Here is an 18,954-nt window from a genome sequence, read left to right as displayed (position 1 = left end):
TATGAAAAGTTTTAAATCTACTGCGTGGATGCTACCACAACCAGTGCTTGTTATAGGCACCTACGATAAAGAAGGTAAAGCTAATGCGATGAATGCTGCTTGGGGTGGCCAGTGGGATCTGAAGGATATTATGATATCACTGGGTTCTCACCAGACAACAGATAATCTAGCTACAAACGCAGAGTTTACGGTGACATTTGCCACTGCCGACACTATGGCGACAGCTGACTATGTTGGCATCGTAAGTGGCCGAAAAACACCCGATAAAATGGCGAAAACAAGCTGGACTATAGAGAAGGCTCCTCACGTGAACGCTCCGCTCTTTAAAGATTTTCCTATGACACTGGAGTGTCGTGTTAAGCAGAAAATCGATGAAAGCGAGACTGGCTATTTCTTGATTGGTGAAATCGTTAATATCCTCTGTGATGAGCAGTATCTGGCAGAAGACGGCAAACCTGATGTAGAGAAGATGAATTTAATTACTCTCGACCCTGTACACCATAACTATATTCAGCTAGGCAAGGCTGTGGGTAAGGCTTTTGCTATAGGCAAAGATGTTATTTGAATGAATAAAACTGACAGTTACACACTCATCAATATAGATGAGCTACGACAGACGCGTAGTGAATGTAATGCACACAAGTTATATCAGCGGGTAAAAGCAGGAAGCGATTTTCTTGCATTTACCCGTATCTATGCGTTCAACTCTGATGAGTTAGTGACGAGAAATGCCCTGTGGATACTGACAAAAGCTCGTAAGAAAGAACTGGCCGTGCTACATGAACTACTCTCCACGCTTATAGATCAGGCCATGCGGACGAAAAACTTATCTGTTAGGCGATTGACACTTTATATAATAGAGCGACAAAAGATGGAAGTAGACGACTTACGCACCGACTTCCTTGACTTCTGTCTCGACCAAATGATACGTATAGAGGAGCCGCCTGCCATCCAAGCCGTCTGTATGAAACTGGCTTACCGTATGTGTAGGTTCTACCCCGAACTGTCAGCCGAACTGAAGCGTACCCTCGAAACGATGGAAATCGACTATTACAAGCCCGCCGTAAAATGCGTAAGAAATAGAATATTGAGCGGAAAATTAAAATAGCACAGTAACACAAGCATTTCTCGCAGTTCGAGCAGTAATACTCTTGAACTTATACTAAAAGTGATAAATAAATAATGTAAGAATAAAGACTGAAATGATTGTAATAAGTTCTACTCTAAAACATACTTTTATACTGGTGTGCATATCTTTTAGGGTAAGAACCCGTGGATTATTCCCTATAAAGGGTTTGTAACAATCCTCGCCAAAATATGAGTGAGTGCCCCCAAATCGACAACTCAATATGCCAGCCAAAGCTGCTTCTGGCCATCCACTATTGGGCGAAAGATGATTGTTGCCATAATGGCAGACAAATTTAGCCAACTGGCTAAGCGTATATGAAGTATTTAGATGATTAACCTTATAATATATGTAACCACAGATGACTATTAGCAATGCTGTAATACGAGCAGGTATATAATTGGCAATATCATCTATATGAGCTGCCCAGCAACCATAATTCTTAAACCTATCTGTGCGATAAGCGATCATACTATCCATAGTGTTAATCATTTTATAGGTAAGCATTCCGGGCAATCCTAAGGCTAAATACCATAATAATGGAGCTATAATCCCATCACTTAGATTCTCTGCCAATGTTTCTAGCGCAGCTGTACACACCTCTTGACGGGATAACATCTTGGTATCTCGACCTACTATTCTGGCTACTTGCTTTCTTCCTTTGTCGAGGCTTTCATCTAAAGCCTCAAATACGAGTTTTACCTCTTTACGTAATGTATGACCAGCTAGACTGAAAAATACAAAAACGGTTGATATAAGTATATATATTTTTTCATCATCAGTAAGCCAAAGCTTCACCCCCCATGCTAAAACAAATATCAAGACTATACTCGTAACGGCAAAACATGCACCTTTTGTCTTCTTATACTTGCCATGATTGGTATGATGTTCCCAGAACGAGATCCATCGGCCCATATAGACTACAGGATGTGGCAAATATATAGGATCACCTAAAAGTAAATCAAGTAACCACCCCAATAGAAGAGGTATTAAAAATGTCATTATTGTATGGTCTAAAAGCATGTTCTATTTATATATTGTATTAGGGCTTGTATAAGTAAATTATTTTCTTCTGGCAACTGAATAGCTATACGAAAATGGGCTTCACTGAGGGCGGCAAAGTTAGAAGCATCACGGATAAGTATACCGTAATGAGTCATCAAGAACTGCTTTAAATCTGCAGCGTTGCCTCTAGTAAGCTTACACAGAATAATATGAGTATCTGTGGGATAAACCTGCAGTCCATCGATGGTAGATAATAATCGGTATACCCGCTGAGCTTCATCCATATATGTCGAGATATTTATCTGATATTCTTGAGCATGATGAAGTAAATAACGACCGGCATCTTGTGCTAGCTGATTAACAGACCATGGTATCCGATAAGCTTTCACTTTATTGAGCAATGATTCTTCTGCAGTAATATACCCTATTCTCAGACCGGGCACAGCGTACTCTTTAGTCATGGAATGCAGCATGATAACATGTGGAAATAACGAGGCTTCCTGAACTGTAAGTAAGGGTTGACGCGTAAAAAAAGCATAACTGGCATCAATGATGATGGTCTGCTGTTGATGCTTGTAAATAAAATCTAGCAAAATACTCTTAGGGATAACTTGCCCCGTCGGATTATTCGGATTACATAGCCATAAGATGTCTGCATCTGAAGGCATCTGGTCTAATTCTGTTATCATGGTTATACGATGGCGATGCATTCTGCAGGCATCAGCATATTCAGAAAATGTAGGCGTAAAGACAACAGAGTGAGCTTCAGCAAAGGTTTGTGCTAACAGATAGATTGCTTCTGTCGCTCCATTTGTGGCCATCACTTCGTAAGATTCTAGCCCTAAATGCAAAGCTATCTCTTTCTCTAAAGTTATAGGTGCAGCTTCTGGATAATGGCTTACCTTATATAGTTGGGAGCTAAGATAGCTAAAAAGGTCTATATGCGAAAAATGCCCATAAACATTAGAGCTAAAATTTATCTTCACTTCATTATATCGATATACATCATCACCATGTCCATTAATCATTGTCTTACTTTTTTAATTACAAAGGTACTGTTTTTTGTCCTATCCTTACCACACCTATGGTATTTTTTAAGCAATCAGAAAAAAAAATCTGATTACATCATAAAAAGTTAGTATCTTTGTAAAATACGAAAACATGGATATATAATCTTAATCATTATGACAGAAAAGATAACGGTAAAAAAGGATAATTCAGAAAGAGCTATAAAAAGTAATAAAAGACAAATTATTATTTGGGTAAGCGCTTTAATTATTGGAGCTTTACTGGGCTTGCTTCAGCTACATTGGCTGAATGAGTTGATGACATTTATAGCTACTGTTTTTACACGACTATTCCAGTTGATAGCTGTGCCGACTATTGTTTTAGCAGTAATCACAACTCTTGCAACTTTTGGTACGCATAGAGAAACGGGCAGGATATTTAAGCATGCTGTCGTATATACCCTGCTTACAACGATTATGGCAGCTACCGTGGGACTATTACTGTATCTAATCGTAAAACCAGGTAATCTTCCTGCAGATCTTGCTAATATAGAAGCAACAGAAATTCCGAAGATGATGGGCAATGAGAGTTACCATGATCATATCATTGGCGCTATACCTAATAATATTGTAAAACCCTTTCTCGAAGGTAATGTTCTCTCATTGTTACTCTTAGCTTTTGCTGTTGGCTTCGGATTAGCCAAGTTACCAGAGTCTGAAAATAAGTCTATATTGGTAAAAGGTATAGAGGGTTTACAATCCCTACTTTTTCTGCTCATCAAAGCTCTTATCTGGGCTTTACCTATAGGCATTGTCGCTTTTTCTGCCCAGTTATCAGCACAGGTGTCTGCTGGTGTCGCCGCAGAGTCCTTGGGAAAATACGTTACTATTATCCTTGCAGGTAATATGATACAATTTTTTATTGTGCTTCCGCTCTTCTTATTAGCCAAAGGTATCAATCCTGTAAAACACCTCAACAGAATGATGCCTGCAGTACTCATGGCTTTATTTACCAAGAGTTCAGCAGCCACACTTCCTGTAACCATTGAAACCGCAGAAAACAAAGCTCATATCTCCAAGCAGGTAGCAAGATTTGTACTACCCATTTGTACCACCATTAATATGAATGGTTGTGCCGCATTTATTCTTGTTACCTCACTTTTTGTTATGCAGAATGGTGGTATCCATCTATCTATCATACAAATGATAGTATGGCTTTTTATAGCTGTTATTTCTGCAGTAGGTAATGCAGGTGTACCTATGGGGTGCTTCTTTCTAACACTGTCACTGATGTCTGGACTAAATGTACCTGTCAATATCATAGGGATCATTCTGCCAATCTACACGATTATTGATATGATAGAAACTGCAGAAAATGTGTGGAGCGACAGTTGTGTAGCTGCTATGACAGAAAAGGACAATGGATAAATATTAATACTATGACGAGAAGAAAAAATAGTAATACGGGCGAACAGGAACTCGATTTGTTCGCATCGTCTGATTTTGAGGATGAACAAGCAAGCCATAAAGAGGCTGAAGCACTCAAAACCTCTCCCATTATATCGTCTGATGTGAATGAGGATTTTAATCGTCTCTTTGACCGTTTGGCCCAATCCACTTTTCGCAGTCGATTCTACTTAAACAACAAAGATAAAGCCTATATCCAGGCGAAGGGGCTGAATACGATTCGCCAGCATGCAGCCGATTTTATCGCCAAAAGACTTGCTCCTGCTTATATTCCTAATGATGGCAAGCAGACGCCTATGCGACACGTACATCCTGTATTTCAGGCACAGCACGCCACAGGATGTTGCTGCCGGGGGTGTCTAGAAAAATGGCATCATATACCTAAAGGTAGGCTTCTCACCCCAGCAGAACAGGCTTATATTGTAGCTGTCATCATGGAGTGGATTAAGCGAAAAAGTGGTTCTGGTAGCTCTACATGATCACAGTCAATCTGAGCCAGCATCTCTTCGCCACTCTTAGAAATACTGAATTTCATACACCGCAGATCTTCTTTGCAGGCGTGGCGCACTATGAGTTTACGCTTTTCTAAAGAAGCTATTACTTTAGAGGCATTAGATGGGGTTAACCCCATCTCTGTAGCTATTTCGCTCGAGGATATATTGATCTTTTCAGACACGATGATAAGCAGCATGACCTCATTGAAATTGAGGCCAAACTGCTTTTGTAAGGTCTGTTCGAAAGAAGCTATCGTGCGATAGATACTTCGAATATAACTTAAGCATTCTTTATTCATTTTCTATTTCTTGCTCTAAGAATTCTGCTGCATCAGCTACACAATCGTTACATGGTCTGAGCACCTTCTTGGTCTCTATACCCTTCAGTACTTTACAAATCGTGCTACTATTGCGTTTCTGAAACTTCTCCATGATTATACGCATAGCCTTCATTGCCTTGACCTTATCCTTATGGTGAAGTCCCAAGACAACTCCGGCACCTATCAATGAGCCGCACGTACCTTCCATACATCCCATACCAACGCCAAATGCATTGGTCACATTCTTCATCATCTCTTCGTCTATGCCAGCAATATCGCAATAAGTGCAAGCTATAGCTTGAGCACAATTAAAGCCTTTCATCTTGCGTTCGACAGCATCTTTTACTTTTGATTCCATTTGCTAAGTATCTTATTTATTGGATATTAATGTTTATCTATTCAAGTATTTGTAATATGGCATTACTTCTTTTTATTTTTGACTTTACAAATCATCTGTGTCATATTTCCCATCGGACAGAATGTGCACCAGGTACGTGGGCGAAATACGATAGTAAGAAATACACCTACTATCAGCGAAGTAAGCATAATACCATACAGTCCGAAGGCAAACTGAGCCACCCACGGCTCTACGCTTACAGGATAAGCCCAATGCCAAGGCACATCGAATGTCCAAAGCAGAAGTAAAGTTTCGTGCAGACTATCGGTGCCCCGAGCCACAGCAACAGTCAACATTACCATTTCAATGAAAAAGAACATAAACCATACGAGGAAGGCATTTCTAAACCATACAGACGAAATCCATCGGGGCGCCCGTATTCTTGTAGTAAGTCCGAGTGTATTTCCAAGAAGCATAAACAGTTGTCCCCGTCCACAATACTTATTACACCACGCTTTATTACCACCAATAATGGCTACCAGCAACGGTATAATCATACAGATTAAGCCAAGCCAGGCAAACACAATATTAAAAAACCCTAAGGTAAAATATGCAGCCGATACGACCCACATATAATCATACCATTTCTTCTCTTTTTTCATCATACTCTCCATTTAGTTGTAATGGCACCAGCAGGACAATGCTTTTCACATTTGCCACAACCGACACATAATTGTTCATTCACTTCGGAATTACATCCCCGATCAATTGATACTGCTCCCTTAGGACAAACCGTCAAGCAGACGCCACAGGCTACGCAATGACTGAGGTCTACTATTGCTACTTTTTTACTAATACCCATATTAACATCTCTATATTATACATATATATTATCTAAAATATCTTGCATATTATTTTCCACTGGAAAACATCTGCAAAAATAATATTAATAATTGAAATAAACAAGTTTCCAATGGAAAATATTTATATACTCTACTTATTTTTTTTATTTAAGCCGATATTGTTGAGGAGATATCCCTACATGGGTACGAAAATAGCGTGTAAGTGCACTCTGATCTGAAAAATGATATTCATCGGCTATTTGCTTCAGACTATTTTGAGAAGTACGCATCTTCAGTTTCAAATGCAAAATAATGTATTCATCTATAATCTGCTTAGGCGTAAGCCCTGTTTTATTCTTAACAATAATACCCAGATATTTTCGAGTAATATTCATGCGATCTGCGTAATAGTTTACCTCGTGCCCCTTATGATATTCGTCTTCCAAGAGTTGCATAAAACGGGTAAAGAGTTCCTCTGTACGCTGTGTACTCTTACCCATACTTTTACTTCGAATATTTGATTGTAAATAATCATAAAAACCAAGGAAAAATGCCTGGAGATGTAATGTTACTATACTATCAGTCATCTGATAATGCTCTACTCTAAAATAGAAAGCAAAGATACGAAACATACTGTTTACCACTTCGTCGATGAGTTCTCGATAATCACAGCGTCGATCGGCTTTAAGTTGTTCGTATATTGCATGCTCGATATGTAAACTCGCAGAACGCAGTATATCTGAACTATAACGTATCGCCTCGGCCGAGAAATTATCAGATACTTGTTCCCATTTTACCACATCTCCTGGAAAAAAGATGAGTACATCACGCTCTTGCAGTTGCCAATGATCAAAATTGATTCGTACAGAGGCTTTACCAGTGTGTGAGTAGATGATGGCTCCATAATCGATTGCGTGTACATCGTGGTCTATCGATGTATGGTCTATGGTTGTATATATGGTTTCGTTCATAACTATAAATTACGTTTTATAGAGAGTTATTTAGGTAGTTTAATGTAGTAACTAAAGTATTATTATAGAGCTACAAAAGTACGACATTATTCTCAAATTGTCAAATTCTGTCGAAATTTTATTTCCCTATCTCCTAAGAAAACTCAGTACTTTTGCACACGAATTAAAAAGATGGTATGAATAAAAAATTAATTTCTACGATGGCATTAACTTTCGCCATTATCTTATCAGCAAATGCTCAGACTCGCAAGATGAGTATGAATGAGCTGTTTGAATTGATAGGGCAAAACAACAAAAGTATTAAGGCAAGCAGATCTGCAGCAGCAGCTGCCATAGAAGGTATTAAGGCTGCCAAAAGTGAGCGACTTCCTGATGTCAATGTACAGCTCAGTGCTAGCTATATTGGTAACGCTATTATGATGGATCGCGACTTCTCTGACTGGCAAAACTTGGATTCGCCTCACTGGGGTAATCAGTTTGTCGTAGATGCTCAACAGACTATTTATACTGGTGGCGCTATTACTGCTGGTATCAAACTGGCTGAGCTTGGAGCCAATCAGGCAGATATTAGGGTAACGCAAAATGTACAAGACCAGCGTTTTATCGCGTTGAGCCAATATCTTGAACTTGAGAAGATTACTCATCGTGAGAGAGTGCTCGAAAGTAATATTAATCTTACCCAAAAACTTATCGACAATATTAAGGAGAAGCAGCGACAGGGAGTAGCGCTCAAAAATGATATTACTCGATATGAGCTGCAGATGGAAAATCTGAAACTGAATCGCACCAAACTGCAGAATAACAGAAAAATACTAAATCATCAACTCTGCAATACGATAGGTATATCAACTGATGAAGAAATAGTACCTACAGATGATATAGCTGGAGTTATTTTTAACAAAGAGGGAGAAGAGCACTGGCAAACGGCCGCACTAGGAGTAAATCCTCAATTGGCGATGGCTGGCGTAAACGAGCAGATGGCTAAGCAACGAGTAAAATTGGCCAAGAGCGATATGCTACCTAAGGTGGCCGTAGTAGCTCAGAATAATTTTAATGGACCGATCACTTTTGAGCTGCCTCCTATTGACAAAAATCTGAATATCTGGTATGTTGGCATTGGTGTACAATACTCACTGTCATCACTATTCAAGAGTAATAAAAAAATATTACAAGCTAAACTCCAGTCGCAAGCTGCCACTGAGCAGAAAGCGGTAGCAGCAGAGTTACTCAATAACCAGATTCAGGCTGCTTATACAAACTATCTACAGAGCTATGTGGAACTCGAAACACAGCAGAAAAGTGTACAGCTAGCTCAAGAAAACTATCAAGTAGTAAACGATCGGTATCTTAATCAACTTGCACTGATTACCGATATGCTTGATGCTAGTAACATGAAACTAGATGCTGAATTGAGCGAAGTAGATGCACGCATTAATATCGCTTATGCTTATTATAAAATGAAGTATACTGCAGGAAATCTGTAAAAGCAATGATAAAAACTATTAACTGTTATCAATAGACTAGTAAAAATTATGAATAAGAGAAAACAAGTATTAAGAATTTACAATATTATCGTTATCGCTCTTCTCGCTTGTGGAGTAATATTTGTATGTAGTCGATTTATTCATTTGGGTAGTACCGAATATACCGACAATGCAATGGTACATCGCAATCTTATCCCGTTAAATACACGCGTGCCTGGATTTATCAAAGAGATACGTTTTAACGAGTTTCAGTATGTACATAAAGGCGATACCTTAGTGATTATCGAAGATGCTGAGTTTCGCTTGGCACTGGCTCAAGCTGAAGCTGGTATGAAAGGGCAAAAGTCGGGAACATCTGTTGTAGATGCCAGCATGAACACTGTATCTGCCAATGTAAATGTAGCAAGTGCAGGCATAAAAGTGGCTTCTGCTGGTATTGCTGAGGCTAAGGAGGGCATGGACAATGCTAAGAAAGATTATGACCGTTTTGCTGCATTACTTCAGAAGGGTGCTGTTACTCAGCAGCAGTTTGATCATGCGAAGACTCTCTATGAGCAGGCACACAGTCGCTATCAGGCTGCTCAAGCTCGTCTAAGCCAGGCTGCCGCTTCACGTAAGGCTACGGCTGTCGTTAACAACGAAACATTGCATCGACTTGGCCAAAGTAAAGCTGGAGAAAGTGTGGCCGAAGCTCAACTTAATCTGGCTCGTCTTAACATAAGTTATACTGTTATCACGGCTCCGTGCGATGGTTATGTAGGACGTAAAGATATTCACGTGGGCCAGCTTATGCAGCCAGGCCAGTTGCTTGTCGATATTATCGACCAAAATGATGTATGGGTTATCGCCAACTATCGTGAGAGTCAGATGCATCACATTACCGTGGGAGCTCCTGTAAACTTTAAGGCTGATGCTATCCCAGGGGTAACCTTCAAGGGTAAAGTCAAGAGTATCTCTGCAGCAAGTGGTTCTGCTTACAGCAATATGCCTGTAGATAATGCTACTGGCAACTTTGTCAAGGTAGAGCAACGTGTACCTGTACGCATAGAACTCACTACGGATAACAACCAAGCTGATATCAAGAAACTTCTCAGTGGTCTCAATATTACCTGCGAAGTAGACTATTAAGTTGAATCTAGCTCCTTAAAACAGAGCCAGATTATTAAAAAGTTGATAAAATAAAAAATGAAACTATGGCAGATCCTATGATAGGGCGACCATTCGCCATGCCCATGATGAAGCCTTTCATACCGAAGAAACTTCAGCCATGGATCTATCTACTCTTCGCCATTATCTTTCAGCTGGTCAATGTTACCTACATGGGTAACATGCAGCAAGAGATAGGCGATATGAGTATCATGCGCGAAGACGCCACCTTTATATTTATTTGTGGAGTTGTGGGGGTAGCTATGCCCTTCCCCATCCTCTTCAGATTGAAATTTCGCTTCACAAATCGCTCTCTTATGCTGTTTTCGGTATCAGGTATGATAGTCTGCATATTATTATCGCTCACTACTGAGTTGATACCCGTATTATGCATATTATCTTATTTGTGTAGCTTCTTCAAATTAATGGCTACCTTTGAGGCACTAAGTAATATCCAACTGTGGATAACTCCAAAGCGCGATTTCGAGATTTTCTTTCCATTGCTTTATATCATCGTGTTAGGCGATATGAGTGCCAGTGGTTGGATATCTCAGCAACTCTGTTACTACTGTGGCGATTATCATGCCATGCAGTATTTTATCGTCGCTTTATTGCTTCTGGTACTCCTTTTTCTATATACATGCACTCAGCATTTCCGATTCATGCGTCCAATGCCTTTTATTAATATCGACTGGCTTGGCTGTATACTATGGTCTACTACATTACTAGAGATTGTGTGGCTGTTTACCTATGGTGAATACTATAACTGGAGCGATTCAGGCTTATGGTGTAATGTGGCCTGTGCTCTACCAGTAACGGCGTTCTTTGCTTATGGCAGAATGACGCACATACACCATCCATATATTGATCCGAAAGCTTTCAGATATAAAACACTGGGAGCAATCCTTTTCTTTTTTGTCGTAGAAGAGTGGATGAACTCTACTCATAATGCTTTAGAAGGTATCTTTACTGGGAGTATACTACATTATGGTATGCTCACCTCTTCCCGATTCAATCTCATAGGGTGGGTAGGTTCGCTTAGTGGTTGTCTGTTCAGTCTCTGGTGGATGAAGATGCTTAAGCTTCGCTATACTAGTCTACTTACTATCGGTTTTGCACTGATGCTTGGCTATCAGGTGCTCATGTATTTTTACATCACTCCTGAGCTCAATATCGAGCGTCTATATGCGCCTACCTTTGTACGCACTTTCGGTTATGCCATTTTCTTCTGCACACTTACGGTATATCTCGAAGAACTCTTGCCTTTTCAGCATTTCTTTATGGGTCTAACCATCGCAGGTTTTATCCGTAATAGTGTAGTCGACTCTATCAGCGGCGGTATATATAGCTATCTTTTCCGCTATCATGTAGCCGACAACTTTGCCCGTGGCTTGCAGATAGACCCTGTACAGAGTATTATGCTCTCTATAAAATATCTATATGGTACCACTTGCTTGATAGGGTGTTTCTTCTTGTTACTTCTTATGTTATGGCGTGTTCAGCCAGTACGCTCTATGCTTAAGCATATACCTTACTGGAACAAAGTAGGCCAACAGATGCGCAAGGAACTGGAAAGTGAATAAAAATAATCACACCTTATTATATGACATCATAAGTATTTCATACCTACACTATATTTTATATGAATAGGAAGTTAGCTCATTGCTAGCAATCCATTCTTCCCCCTTTCGATCCCTTCTTGAAGCCAATATAGCAGCAAGAAGGGATTTTATAGACATATTCAATAATACTGCTATATTTTTTGATAATCATAATGCTGTATATCATCCTTTTTATGTATCTTTGTGTTTAGCAAATCACATCAGTAATATATGATAAAGATTATATCAGTATTCAATAATTGAAATCATATCAAAATTAATAATAAATGTCAGAATTTAGAGAAATGCGCAGAAAGCGCCAATTGCTGTCAGAAGCAGACAGCATAGCAATATTACAAAAGGCTACGTCAGGAGTTCTCTCTCTGCTTACAGAAGAAGGTTATCCTTACGGAGTACCTATCAGCTATGTCTATACCCATGGCAAATTATATTTCCACTCAGCACTGAGCGGCCACAAACTCGATGCCATTCGCTTTCACGAAAAAGCAAGTTTTACCGTTATCGACAAAGATGATATCGTACCCGAAAAGTTCACTACCTTTTTCCGTAGCGTTATCTGTTTTGGTAAAGTACATATCATCGATGATAATGAAGAGAAAATGCAGACCCTTCGCTTACTCTCTGCCCGTTACTGTCCTGATCAACCAGGTACAGAGCATGAAATTGCAAGCGGATTCAACCATATGTGTATGATATGTTTCGAGATAGATCATATTTCTGGTAAAGAATCGATAGAATTGGTAAGAGCTAAGGAAAACCATGCTAAATAAGATAATTATCATCGCCACCATGGTGCTCACACTTACTTCATGTAGTGTGAGCAATACCGATCAATCTATCCATGAGCTCATTTCAGATATGTATAACAAAAGTTTATATAACGACTATGCATATCTTAAAGCTCATTGTACTGACAAAATGCTGAAAAAATTGCAAGATAAATATGATTACGACTGTGATAGCGGTGACTGCTACGCTGTATGGCTCTTCCGTACAGGCTTTAATGACGGAGAAGGCACAAGCAAGATTATCTGTATCAAGCCGCTAGGCGATTCATGGTATCGCTATGATTTTTATGATGAGGGGCACCAAGGCGCTAATAAAATAAAAGTGATAGAAAAAAAAGGCAAATGGTACTTTGATGATATTGTAAAGATATACGAAAAAGAGTAGAAACAGCACAAATCATACAGTTAAATTCTACAACTTTTTTTTGCGAAAAACTAAAAAAAATAATAAATTTACTTGCCTTTATAAAAAATTATACGTACATTTGTGGCACGATATATATATATGAATAAACAAAATACAATTAAGGACGAATAAATAAAATAGATATGTGTTAAGCAAATAGATATTAGAATAATATATTCTGTATCATATTTTAAAACACTAGCAGTAAAAATGGTTCTAAATGAATGATTTATTGCGAGATATTTATTTAAAAGATGATTTGTCTAAGATTGCGTAAATAATAAGATTTTAAAACTTTCAACTAAATTATTAAGTGATGAAAAAACGTATAGCTCTTCATGTAGCTGCGGCTACAGTATTATTTGGTACAACCATGTTTACTTCATGTTCTAAAGATGACATGGCTGGTATCGACAATCTGACTAATGCAAATTCAGAAGTTGTAATTTCACCGGTTAAAGAGACCCAAATCCAAGCATTTTCTAAAGGTAATCTGCTTAATGCTTCTAAAGTCATCAGGTATGCTGCTTATCAAGGTGATGCAAAAACTAATGTAAACTATTTTAAAGTTAGCGATCAGAATATGTCTGATGATCAGTTGTATTCGCAGCGACGTGCTTATTATCCTTATCGTAATAATGCTCCTAAAACTACAGACAGAGGTGAACAAGTATCAACTGATGAATATAATTTTGTCATTAATTATATCAAAGAACATCCAAATGAAGGGAGTCAAGAATGCGACCTAGAAAACTACTTCATACAAAACGTAGGTTCGAGCTTTGATTCTTATACTACAACTCCTGATCAAAATGGTAAAACAGATATAGTAAAAGGTGGAGAAAAAATGGATTACCTCACTATTGGCGGTATACACTTTCTCGACTATAATGCTTCCAACGGGCCACGTGCGTTGGTATTAGGCATTCGTGCTGATCAATCTCCAACCTATAGGGATTCGTACAGTGATAATAATAATGTTAAAGAGGATAAATATAAATTCTATAAGATTACCTATAACAATGAAACTAATTGGTACTTGTGTTTCGACTATACGACTCAGAAGCATGATGGGAAAGATGGTACTGTAGGTAAATCTCATGCAGGCGATGGCGTATATAATGACTGGGTTGTTAAATTGACACCAGCTGATGGATCTAAAATTACTCCAAATCCTGATCGTAAAGGTGAGGTTGAAGTTAATTTGGCATTCAATGCGCCTAAGACAACAGATGATTATATCTCTTCTCACTTGTCTATCCACGTACGTGATACATCTGATGTTGAAGTATTTATCCCAATCAATCAAAAGTACTATTGTACTGAGGATGATATGTATATCGTAAAAAATCATGATAAAGTAGATGAAACATTCAAGTATGCGCATAAAACACAAACTTGGAAAATCGCTAATATTGACGTCGTCCTTACTGTGGCATATGAACCAAACGGTATTCGCATAACTACTAACGGAATATGTGCTGCGGTACTCCAGGAACTACGAAAAACATATCATGATGGTATTACATTTGAAGTTTGGAACTACTATAATTCTGAAATTGATGAAAATGGTAAAACAAAATCTTTAGATCGTGACTTCTATCTCGACTTACTGAAAAAAGAAGGTTCACAACCTACCATAACTTTCAGAAGTAATAATGTATACCAGTATACGAATGCTTTCGGCAAAGATAAAGATGATTGGACCTCAGAAGGAACTCCTTATACAAAGGTTAATGAGTTAGCTGTAGAGGTTAAACTGAAGAATACTCCTTATACAGAGCAAAATGATTGGGAAGAAAAAATTGGTAATAATAAAGTAGAAATGATCTTTACTAACGACAATATCTATAAGGATTTAATTGAAAAAGGTATTCAACCTCTTCCAGCTGCTGCTTATATAAATGCCATTGACAAAGATTAATGCAGAATTAGCAAAGAAAACTACAGCTTCTTCTGAAGCTGACAAATAAGTTTATTCAAAACTTTCATATATATACATTAGAATACTGCCCAGAGGAATTTTGTTCCTCGGACAGTATTTTTTTTTGAAGTAATAATATTACTAGATAAACTATAGTTATTTTTCTTGAATTAAGTTGACAAGAACCCTCTCGTATTTTGCTTATTTGTAGCTGGAATATTAAGAAACCCTTAAATATGCAAAATTTACGCTACATTACATCTACCTGATTATCAACGTATTATTTATACACACTATCTATTTTTACGTTGTCGATTTGATAAAGACATAGCATAAGTATAGTTTTTATGAGTTAAAAACATAGGGTTTAATCTATGAAAACATAATGTTAGTCTGCTATAATCTATATGTTTACTCTTCATTGGCTATGTTTTTGCTGGAAATAAAAGTAAAATACGGTAGCAAAACACTAATAGTCAACCCAAAAATTGAAGATTTCGAGCTAGATGAAGATTTTTTGTGACTGTATTTTTTGACATTTTATTTAACAGCCTGCCCATTGCAGGCTGTATAAACATAACTTACTTGAATTAATTATCAATATTCCTTTTTACAAAAGCTATAAGATCGGCAGCTCGCCAAACCATCCTCTCACCTGTCTCACTATTGTGAACACCAAGTTCATATATACAATGCCAACGGTGTGAGCCGCTTTCACATCTCAATGTCATATCGATAGCACCTCCTTGCTGATAATTATAACTTATTCGCTTCACAATGTAAATAGTACTTTCAGCTTGCGTTGTAATCGAAATATTATAATCACCTTTACTTATTTCTACACGATTTATGTGACATTGAGGCACTTCACCCGATGTATCGTATACATAAACATAATTATTATCGTATGCTGCGAATACTTTTTCGTTCTTAGCATCTTGAAATATATAATAGGTAAGAAATTTTTCACTGATTGTGTATTCACGGTTTACCTCAAGACGTGTATTATCACTGTTGTCAAGTACATGAGCACTCGATCTTGGAATATCTGCATTATCCTTGGCACAAGAAATAAAACTGAATATAATACTCCCCATAAGGGCGATAACCGCTAAATGTTTGAAACCTTTCATAAGTAATGCGAAATTAGATGTTTATAATGCTGAAAAAAGCTTAATGCTTCATGTAAATATGTGCAAATGCTATGCTTATTAAGGCAAGTGCAAAATGTTTGATACACTACAAAGATAATATTTTTTTGCTGAATACCAAATAAATTATCACATTTTTTATTTTTATAAAAAAAAGTATTTTTTTATTAAACCTTTCGTGGTTTTATACGTCAAATTATCTGATATAAAAAAACGTAATAACTAAAATTGGATGAAACGTACAACATTACTACTCCTAACAGCCATGAGCATAAGTGGTGCTTGGGCTACAGAAGGTAACATTAAGGGAAAGATTCTGGATAAGAACTCGAATACTCCACTGGAATTCGTAAATATCAAAATTACCTCACAGTCTGATTCTGCCAAAATCGCAGGTGGAGCTATTTCTGATATCGACGGAAAATTTAATATTGGCAAACTTCCAAATGGTCAATATACGATTACTCTTACTTGCATCGGCTATAGAGATGTCACTCGTAGATTTACTATTTCTGATAAAAACCAAAATATTTCATATCCTGCTCTCTATATGACTGAGGATGCTAAAATGCTAAAAGAAGTAACGATTACTGGTCAGCAGTCTACTATGAAACTGGAGGTGGATCGTAAAACTTTCGATGTAGGATCCTTGGTATCAAATGCCGGTCAGGCAGCTACTGATGTACTCGAAAATATTCCTTCAGTCGAAGTTGATAACGACGGAAACGTATCGCTCCGAGGTAATTCGAGCGTGGAAATATGGATAAATGGTAAAGCAAGTGGATTAACAACAGATAACCGTGCACAGATATTGGAACAACTACCTGCAGAAAGTATCGAACGTGTAGAGGTCATCGATAATCCATCGGCTAAGTTCTCAGCAGAAGGTAGTGCAGGTATCATCAATATCGTACTGAAAAAAAATCGCAAAGCAGGTTACTATGGTAGCGTACAGGCAGGGGCTGATACAAGAGGTGGTGCCAACACAAGTTTCAATATAAATTATAACAGCAGTAAGCTGGATGCTTTTGCCAGTGTCGGCTATCGCCATCGTGAAAATGTAGGCAAAACCGACTCTGAGCAGGAGTATTTTAATACTCACCAGTATCAAACTTACCATGGCACTTCACCTAACTTGGGTAATAATATTTTTACTCGCGCGGGACTTACTTGGCACTTGACGGATAAAGATGATATGGGTATTACAGGAATGCTCATGACCGGCAAGATGAACAATTGGCAGTTTCTACCCTATCACTATGGTGTAATTGGAGCCGATATGGATACACGCATGATGTATCGACGTAGCCATACCAATGGTCGTATGCTCATGCAGCACGTGGAATATAATTATCGCCATAACTTTACAGAAAGACACTTCCTCGATTTCACAGCTAGTTACAACCGATGGAAGATGAATATGGATAATCTGTATCAGGACTCTACAACTTATTATGGTGATGATGCGAAGGCTTCTGAATACGCTTATCAGTCTCGCCCAATGAAAATGAACAATCGAAATTGGGACTTTAAGCTAGATTATGAAAACCCTATTACGGATGCTTTCATGTTGCAGGCTGGTTATCAAGCTACTCTCTCACACGAAAATTCTCCACAGGAATCGTGGATTGATGATACTTGGGATGGTGTGAATAAAACAGAAGATAAACTCTACTATAACCGTTTCATCTACGACATGGATTTACATGCTGGATATCTTACCTTATCATACAAGTTTGGTAACTTCAGCCTGATGGGAGGGCTTCGCGGCGAATACTGGAAGGTGAATACCGAAAGCTATACTTGGGATCAGGAACACGATGCAACAAAGCGTGACCCTGCTTTCAAGAAGGATTTCTTCAAACTCTTCCCTAGTGTATTTATGAGCTACCAGCTTACTCCTAATGATCAGTTACAATTAAACTATACTCGCAGACTTCGTCGTCCTTGGGGCGGTCAGCTTAATTCTTTCAAAGATACAAGAGATGCTACTATGATATCTTTCGGTAACCCTGAACTTACTCCAGAATACTCTAACTCGTTCTCTCTTAACTACTTGCGTACATGGACACAACACTCACTGCTTATAAGTGCGTACTATCGCCCTACTACAGACGTTATGCAGCGCATAAGTTGGCAAAATTCTGCTGACAATATTATGTATAGCACTACCAAGAATATTGCCAAAAGTCAGAGCAGCGGCTTAGAGATGACTCTTAAAAATAAGTTTGGAAAGAATTTCGACTTGACTACTAATGTGAATGGCTACTACTACAAGCTTGACGGTTTCAGCTATAATATTGATGGGCAAACAATTACAGGCGAGGAAAGAGATAATTTCCAATGGAATGCTCGAATGACAGGTAGCTTGATTCTGCCTTACGACATTAGCTTGCAACTGAGCGGTCGATATAATTCACGACAGACAACGGTGCAGGGGTATCGCAAAGCGAACTACAGTGTAGATCTGGGTGTTCGCAAGAATTTCTTTAACAAAAAGTTGAGCCTTTCAATCAGCTGTCGTGACTTGCTGGATACTAGAAAATGGCAGACTTATACTGAAACAGATACATTTACACGTTATCAGTTGAATAGACGTGGTGGACGTAAGGTAAACTTCACTCTGACCTGGAACTTTGGTAATAATAATAGTAAAAAGAAGGGGAAACCTGATGGCCAAAATATGCAAGACGATGATACAGATATGACAGGAGGATATTCTGGCGGTGGTGATATGTAAAAATCAGATTAATAATACAATTACAAAATAATCCTCGGGTCTTATATGACTCGAGGATTATTTAATTTCGAATAAAACAAATAGATGATTCAATTATTTGTTATATTCTATTCGCTAAATTCTT

The 18,954-nt window shown here is 38.2% G+C and carries 19 protein-coding genes; 11 read left to right on the top strand and 8 right to left on the bottom strand.

Translation table 11 applies throughout. The features are described 5' to 3' along the window. Position 1 precedes the first annotated feature (1 nt). Both L6469_RS03315 and L6469_RS03310 read left to right on the top strand, forming a co-directional pair. Positions 2-565: a flavin reductase family protein gene (locus L6469_RS03315; RefSeq protein WP_039869476.1), complete on the top strand. Its 564-nt coding sequence runs from the start codon at positions 2-4 to the stop codon at positions 563-565. Continuing rightward, entirely contained in the window at positions 566-1,108 is a 543-nt protein-coding gene (locus tag L6469_RS03310) for a hypothetical protein (RefSeq protein WP_006281379.1), read from the top strand. Between the two features lie 54 nt (positions 1,109-1,162). On the opposite strand, the gene cbiB is transcribed toward L6469_RS03310, so the two are convergent. Both cbiB and L6469_RS03300 read right to left on the bottom strand, forming a co-directional pair. Then, positions 1,163-2,128 carry an adenosylcobinamide-phosphate synthase CbiB gene (gene cbiB, locus L6469_RS03305; protein ID WP_039869480.1) on the bottom strand — a complete coding sequence of 322 codons (966 nt, stop codon included), beginning with the start codon at positions 2,126-2,128 and terminating at the stop codon, positions 1,163-1,165. An 11-nt stretch (positions 2,129-2,139) separates the two neighbouring features. Continuing rightward, complete coding sequence (locus tag L6469_RS03300; RefSeq protein ID WP_006281381.1) at positions 2,140-3,159, bottom strand: aminotransferase class I/II-fold pyridoxal phosphate-dependent enzyme; 1,020 nt, start codon at positions 3,157-3,159, stop codon at positions 2,140-2,142. Positions 3,160-3,315: 156 nt separating this feature from the next. Here L6469_RS03300 and L6469_RS03295 point away from each other — a divergent pair, with 156 nt between their 5' ends. Continuing rightward, on the top strand, positions 3,316-4,566 hold the full coding sequence (locus tag L6469_RS03295) for a dicarboxylate/amino acid:cation symporter (protein WP_006281382.1): 1,251 nt from the start codon (positions 3,316-3,318) through the stop codon (positions 4,564-4,566). Between the two features lie 11 nt (positions 4,567-4,577). Next, positions 4,578-5,084 carry a DUF4186 domain-containing protein gene (locus tag L6469_RS03290; RefSeq protein WP_006281383.1) on the top strand — a complete coding sequence of 169 codons (507 nt, stop codon included), beginning with the start codon at positions 4,578-4,580 and terminating at the stop codon, positions 5,082-5,084. Here L6469_RS03290 and L6469_RS03285 read toward each other — a convergent pair. The 5 genes from L6469_RS03285 to L6469_RS03265 all read right to left on the bottom strand — a co-directional run bounded on the left by L6469_RS03285 (position 5,021) and on the right by L6469_RS03265 (position 7,569). After that, positions 5,021-5,398, bottom strand: a complete 378-nt coding sequence (locus L6469_RS03285; RefSeq protein WP_074803095.1) for a MarR family winged helix-turn-helix transcriptional regulator — start codon at positions 5,396-5,398, stop codon at positions 5,021-5,023. The two genes, L6469_RS03290 and L6469_RS03285, sit on opposite strands and share 64 nt — an antisense overlap. Beyond that, positions 5,391-5,777, bottom strand: a complete 387-nt coding sequence (locus L6469_RS03280; protein WP_006281384.1) for a C-GCAxxG-C-C family protein — start codon at positions 5,775-5,777, stop codon at positions 5,391-5,393. Before L6469_RS03280 ends, L6469_RS03285 begins: the two co-directional genes overlap by 8 nt. A 62-nt stretch (positions 5,778-5,839) precedes the next feature. Then, positions 5,840-6,421 (bottom strand): 4Fe-4S binding protein, encoded by a 582-nt coding sequence (locus tag L6469_RS03275; RefSeq protein ID WP_223918694.1) that lies wholly within the window; start codon positions 6,419-6,421, stop codon positions 5,840-5,842. After that, positions 6,418-6,618, bottom strand: a complete 201-nt coding sequence (locus L6469_RS03270; protein WP_074549238.1) for a 4Fe-4S binding protein — start codon at positions 6,616-6,618, stop codon at positions 6,418-6,420. The genes L6469_RS03275 and L6469_RS03270 overlap by 4 nt, the downstream gene beginning before the upstream one ends. A 144-nt stretch (positions 6,619-6,762) precedes the next feature. Beyond that, positions 6,763-7,569 carry a helix-turn-helix domain-containing protein gene (locus L6469_RS03265; protein ID WP_006281386.1) on the bottom strand — a complete coding sequence of 269 codons (807 nt, stop codon included), beginning with the start codon at positions 7,567-7,569 and terminating at the stop codon, positions 6,763-6,765. Positions 7,570-7,745: 176 nt separating this feature from the next. On the opposite strand from L6469_RS03265, the gene L6469_RS03260 reads away from it, so the two are divergent. The 6 genes from L6469_RS03260 (at position 7,746) to L6469_RS14770 (ending at position 13,408) form a co-directional block, all read left to right on the top strand. Next, positions 7,746-9,053, top strand: a complete 1,308-nt coding sequence (locus L6469_RS03260; RefSeq protein ID WP_006281387.1) for a TolC family protein — start codon at positions 7,746-7,748, stop codon at positions 9,051-9,053. A gap of 48 nt (positions 9,054-9,101) precedes the next feature. After that, the gene (locus tag L6469_RS03255) at positions 9,102-10,181 is read left to right on the top strand and encodes an HlyD family secretion protein (protein WP_074803092.1); all 1,080 of its coding nucleotides are present in this window, start codon (positions 9,102-9,104) and stop codon (positions 10,179-10,181) included. A 65-nt stretch (positions 10,182-10,246) separates the two neighbouring features. Further along, the gene (locus tag L6469_RS03250) at positions 10,247-11,782 is read left to right on the top strand and encodes a hypothetical protein (RefSeq protein WP_006281389.1); all 1,536 of its coding nucleotides are present in this window, start codon (positions 10,247-10,249) and stop codon (positions 11,780-11,782) included. 305 nt (positions 11,783-12,087) lie between these two features. Further along, positions 12,088-12,591: a pyridoxamine 5'-phosphate oxidase family protein gene (locus tag L6469_RS03245; protein WP_006281390.1), complete on the top strand. Its 504-nt coding sequence runs from the start codon at positions 12,088-12,090 to the stop codon at positions 12,589-12,591. Then, positions 12,581-12,994, top strand: coding sequence for a hypothetical protein (locus tag L6469_RS03240; protein ID WP_006281391.1), 414 nt, complete (start codon positions 12,581-12,583; stop codon positions 12,992-12,994). The genes L6469_RS03245 and L6469_RS03240 overlap by 11 nt, the downstream gene beginning before the upstream one ends. 306 nt (positions 12,995-13,300) lie before the next feature. Further along, the gene (locus tag L6469_RS14770) at positions 13,301-13,408 is read left to right on the top strand and encodes a hypothetical protein (RefSeq protein ID WP_143067155.1); all 108 of its coding nucleotides are present in this window, start codon (positions 13,301-13,303) and stop codon (positions 13,406-13,408) included. Positions 13,409-15,529: 2,121 nt separating this feature from the next. Here the strand turns inward: L6469_RS14770 and L6469_RS03230 are convergent. Further along, positions 15,530-16,072, bottom strand: a complete 543-nt coding sequence (locus L6469_RS03230) for a hypothetical protein (protein WP_006281393.1) — start codon at positions 16,070-16,072, stop codon at positions 15,530-15,532. Positions 16,073-16,322: 250 nt separating this feature from the next. Between L6469_RS03230 and L6469_RS03225 the strand changes: the two genes are divergently transcribed. Further along, the gene (locus L6469_RS03225) at positions 16,323-18,830 is read left to right on the top strand and encodes a TonB-dependent receptor domain-containing protein (RefSeq protein ID WP_006281394.1); all 2,508 of its coding nucleotides are present in this window, start codon (positions 16,323-16,325) and stop codon (positions 18,828-18,830) included. Positions 18,831-18,954 lie beyond the last annotated feature (124 nt).

The organism is Segatella baroniae B14 (assembly GCF_022024235.1).
Taxonomy (GTDB): domain Bacteria; phylum Bacteroidota; class Bacteroidia; order Bacteroidales; family Bacteroidaceae; genus Prevotella; species Prevotella bryantii.
This window is presented reverse-complemented; position numbering and strand designations above follow the sequence as displayed.

Bases quoted from the DNA above. Each gene is read 5' to 3' on its own strand.
- L6469_RS03315 (WP_039869476.1), top strand. From the start codon at position 2: ATGAAAAGTTTTAAATCTACTGCGTGGATGCTACCACAACCAGTGCTT.
- L6469_RS03310 (WP_006281379.1), top strand. From the start codon at position 566: ATGAATAAAACTGACAGTTACACACTCATCAATATAGATGAGCTACGA.
- cbiB (WP_039869480.1), bottom strand. From the start codon at position 2,128: ATGACATTTTTAATACCTCTTCTATTGGGGTGGTTACTTGATTTACTT.
- L6469_RS03300 (WP_006281381.1), bottom strand. From the start codon at position 3,159: ATGATTAATGGACATGGTGATGATGTATATCGATATAATGAAGTGAAG.
- L6469_RS03295 (WP_006281382.1), top strand. From the start codon at position 3,316: ATGACAGAAAAGATAACGGTAAAAAAGGATAATTCAGAAAGAGCTATA.
- L6469_RS03290 (WP_006281383.1), top strand. From the start codon at position 4,578: ATGACGAGAAGAAAAAATAGTAATACGGGCGAACAGGAACTCGATTTG.
- L6469_RS03285 (WP_074803095.1), bottom strand. From the start codon at position 5,398: ATGAATAAAGAATGCTTAAGTTATATTCGAAGTATCTATCGCACGATA.
- L6469_RS03280 (WP_006281384.1), bottom strand. From the start codon at position 5,777: ATGGAATCAAAAGTAAAAGATGCTGTCGAACGCAAGATGAAAGGCTTT.
- L6469_RS03275 (WP_223918694.1), bottom strand. From the start codon at position 6,421: ATGATGAAAAAAGAGAAGAAATGGTATGATTATATGTGGGTCGTATCG.
- L6469_RS03270 (WP_074549238.1), bottom strand. From the start codon at position 6,618: ATGGGTATTAGTAAAAAAGTAGCAATAGTAGACCTCAGTCATTGCGTA.
- L6469_RS03265 (WP_006281386.1), bottom strand. From the start codon at position 7,569: ATGAACGAAACCATATATACAACCATAGACCATACATCGATAGACCAC.
- L6469_RS03260 (WP_006281387.1), top strand. From the start codon at position 7,746: ATGAATAAAAAATTAATTTCTACGATGGCATTAACTTTCGCCATTATC.
- L6469_RS03255 (WP_074803092.1), top strand. From the start codon at position 9,102: ATGAATAAGAGAAAACAAGTATTAAGAATTTACAATATTATCGTTATC.
- L6469_RS03250 (WP_006281389.1), top strand. From the start codon at position 10,247: ATGGCAGATCCTATGATAGGGCGACCATTCGCCATGCCCATGATGAAG.
- L6469_RS03245 (WP_006281390.1), top strand. From the start codon at position 12,088: ATGTCAGAATTTAGAGAAATGCGCAGAAAGCGCCAATTGCTGTCAGAA.
- L6469_RS03240 (WP_006281391.1), top strand. From the start codon at position 12,581: ATGCTAAATAAGATAATTATCATCGCCACCATGGTGCTCACACTTACT.
- L6469_RS03230 (WP_006281393.1), bottom strand. From the start codon at position 16,072: ATGAAAGGTTTCAAACATTTAGCGGTTATCGCCCTTATGGGGAGTATT.
- L6469_RS03225 (WP_006281394.1), top strand. From the start codon at position 16,323: ATGAAACGTACAACATTACTACTCCTAACAGCCATGAGCATAAGTGGT.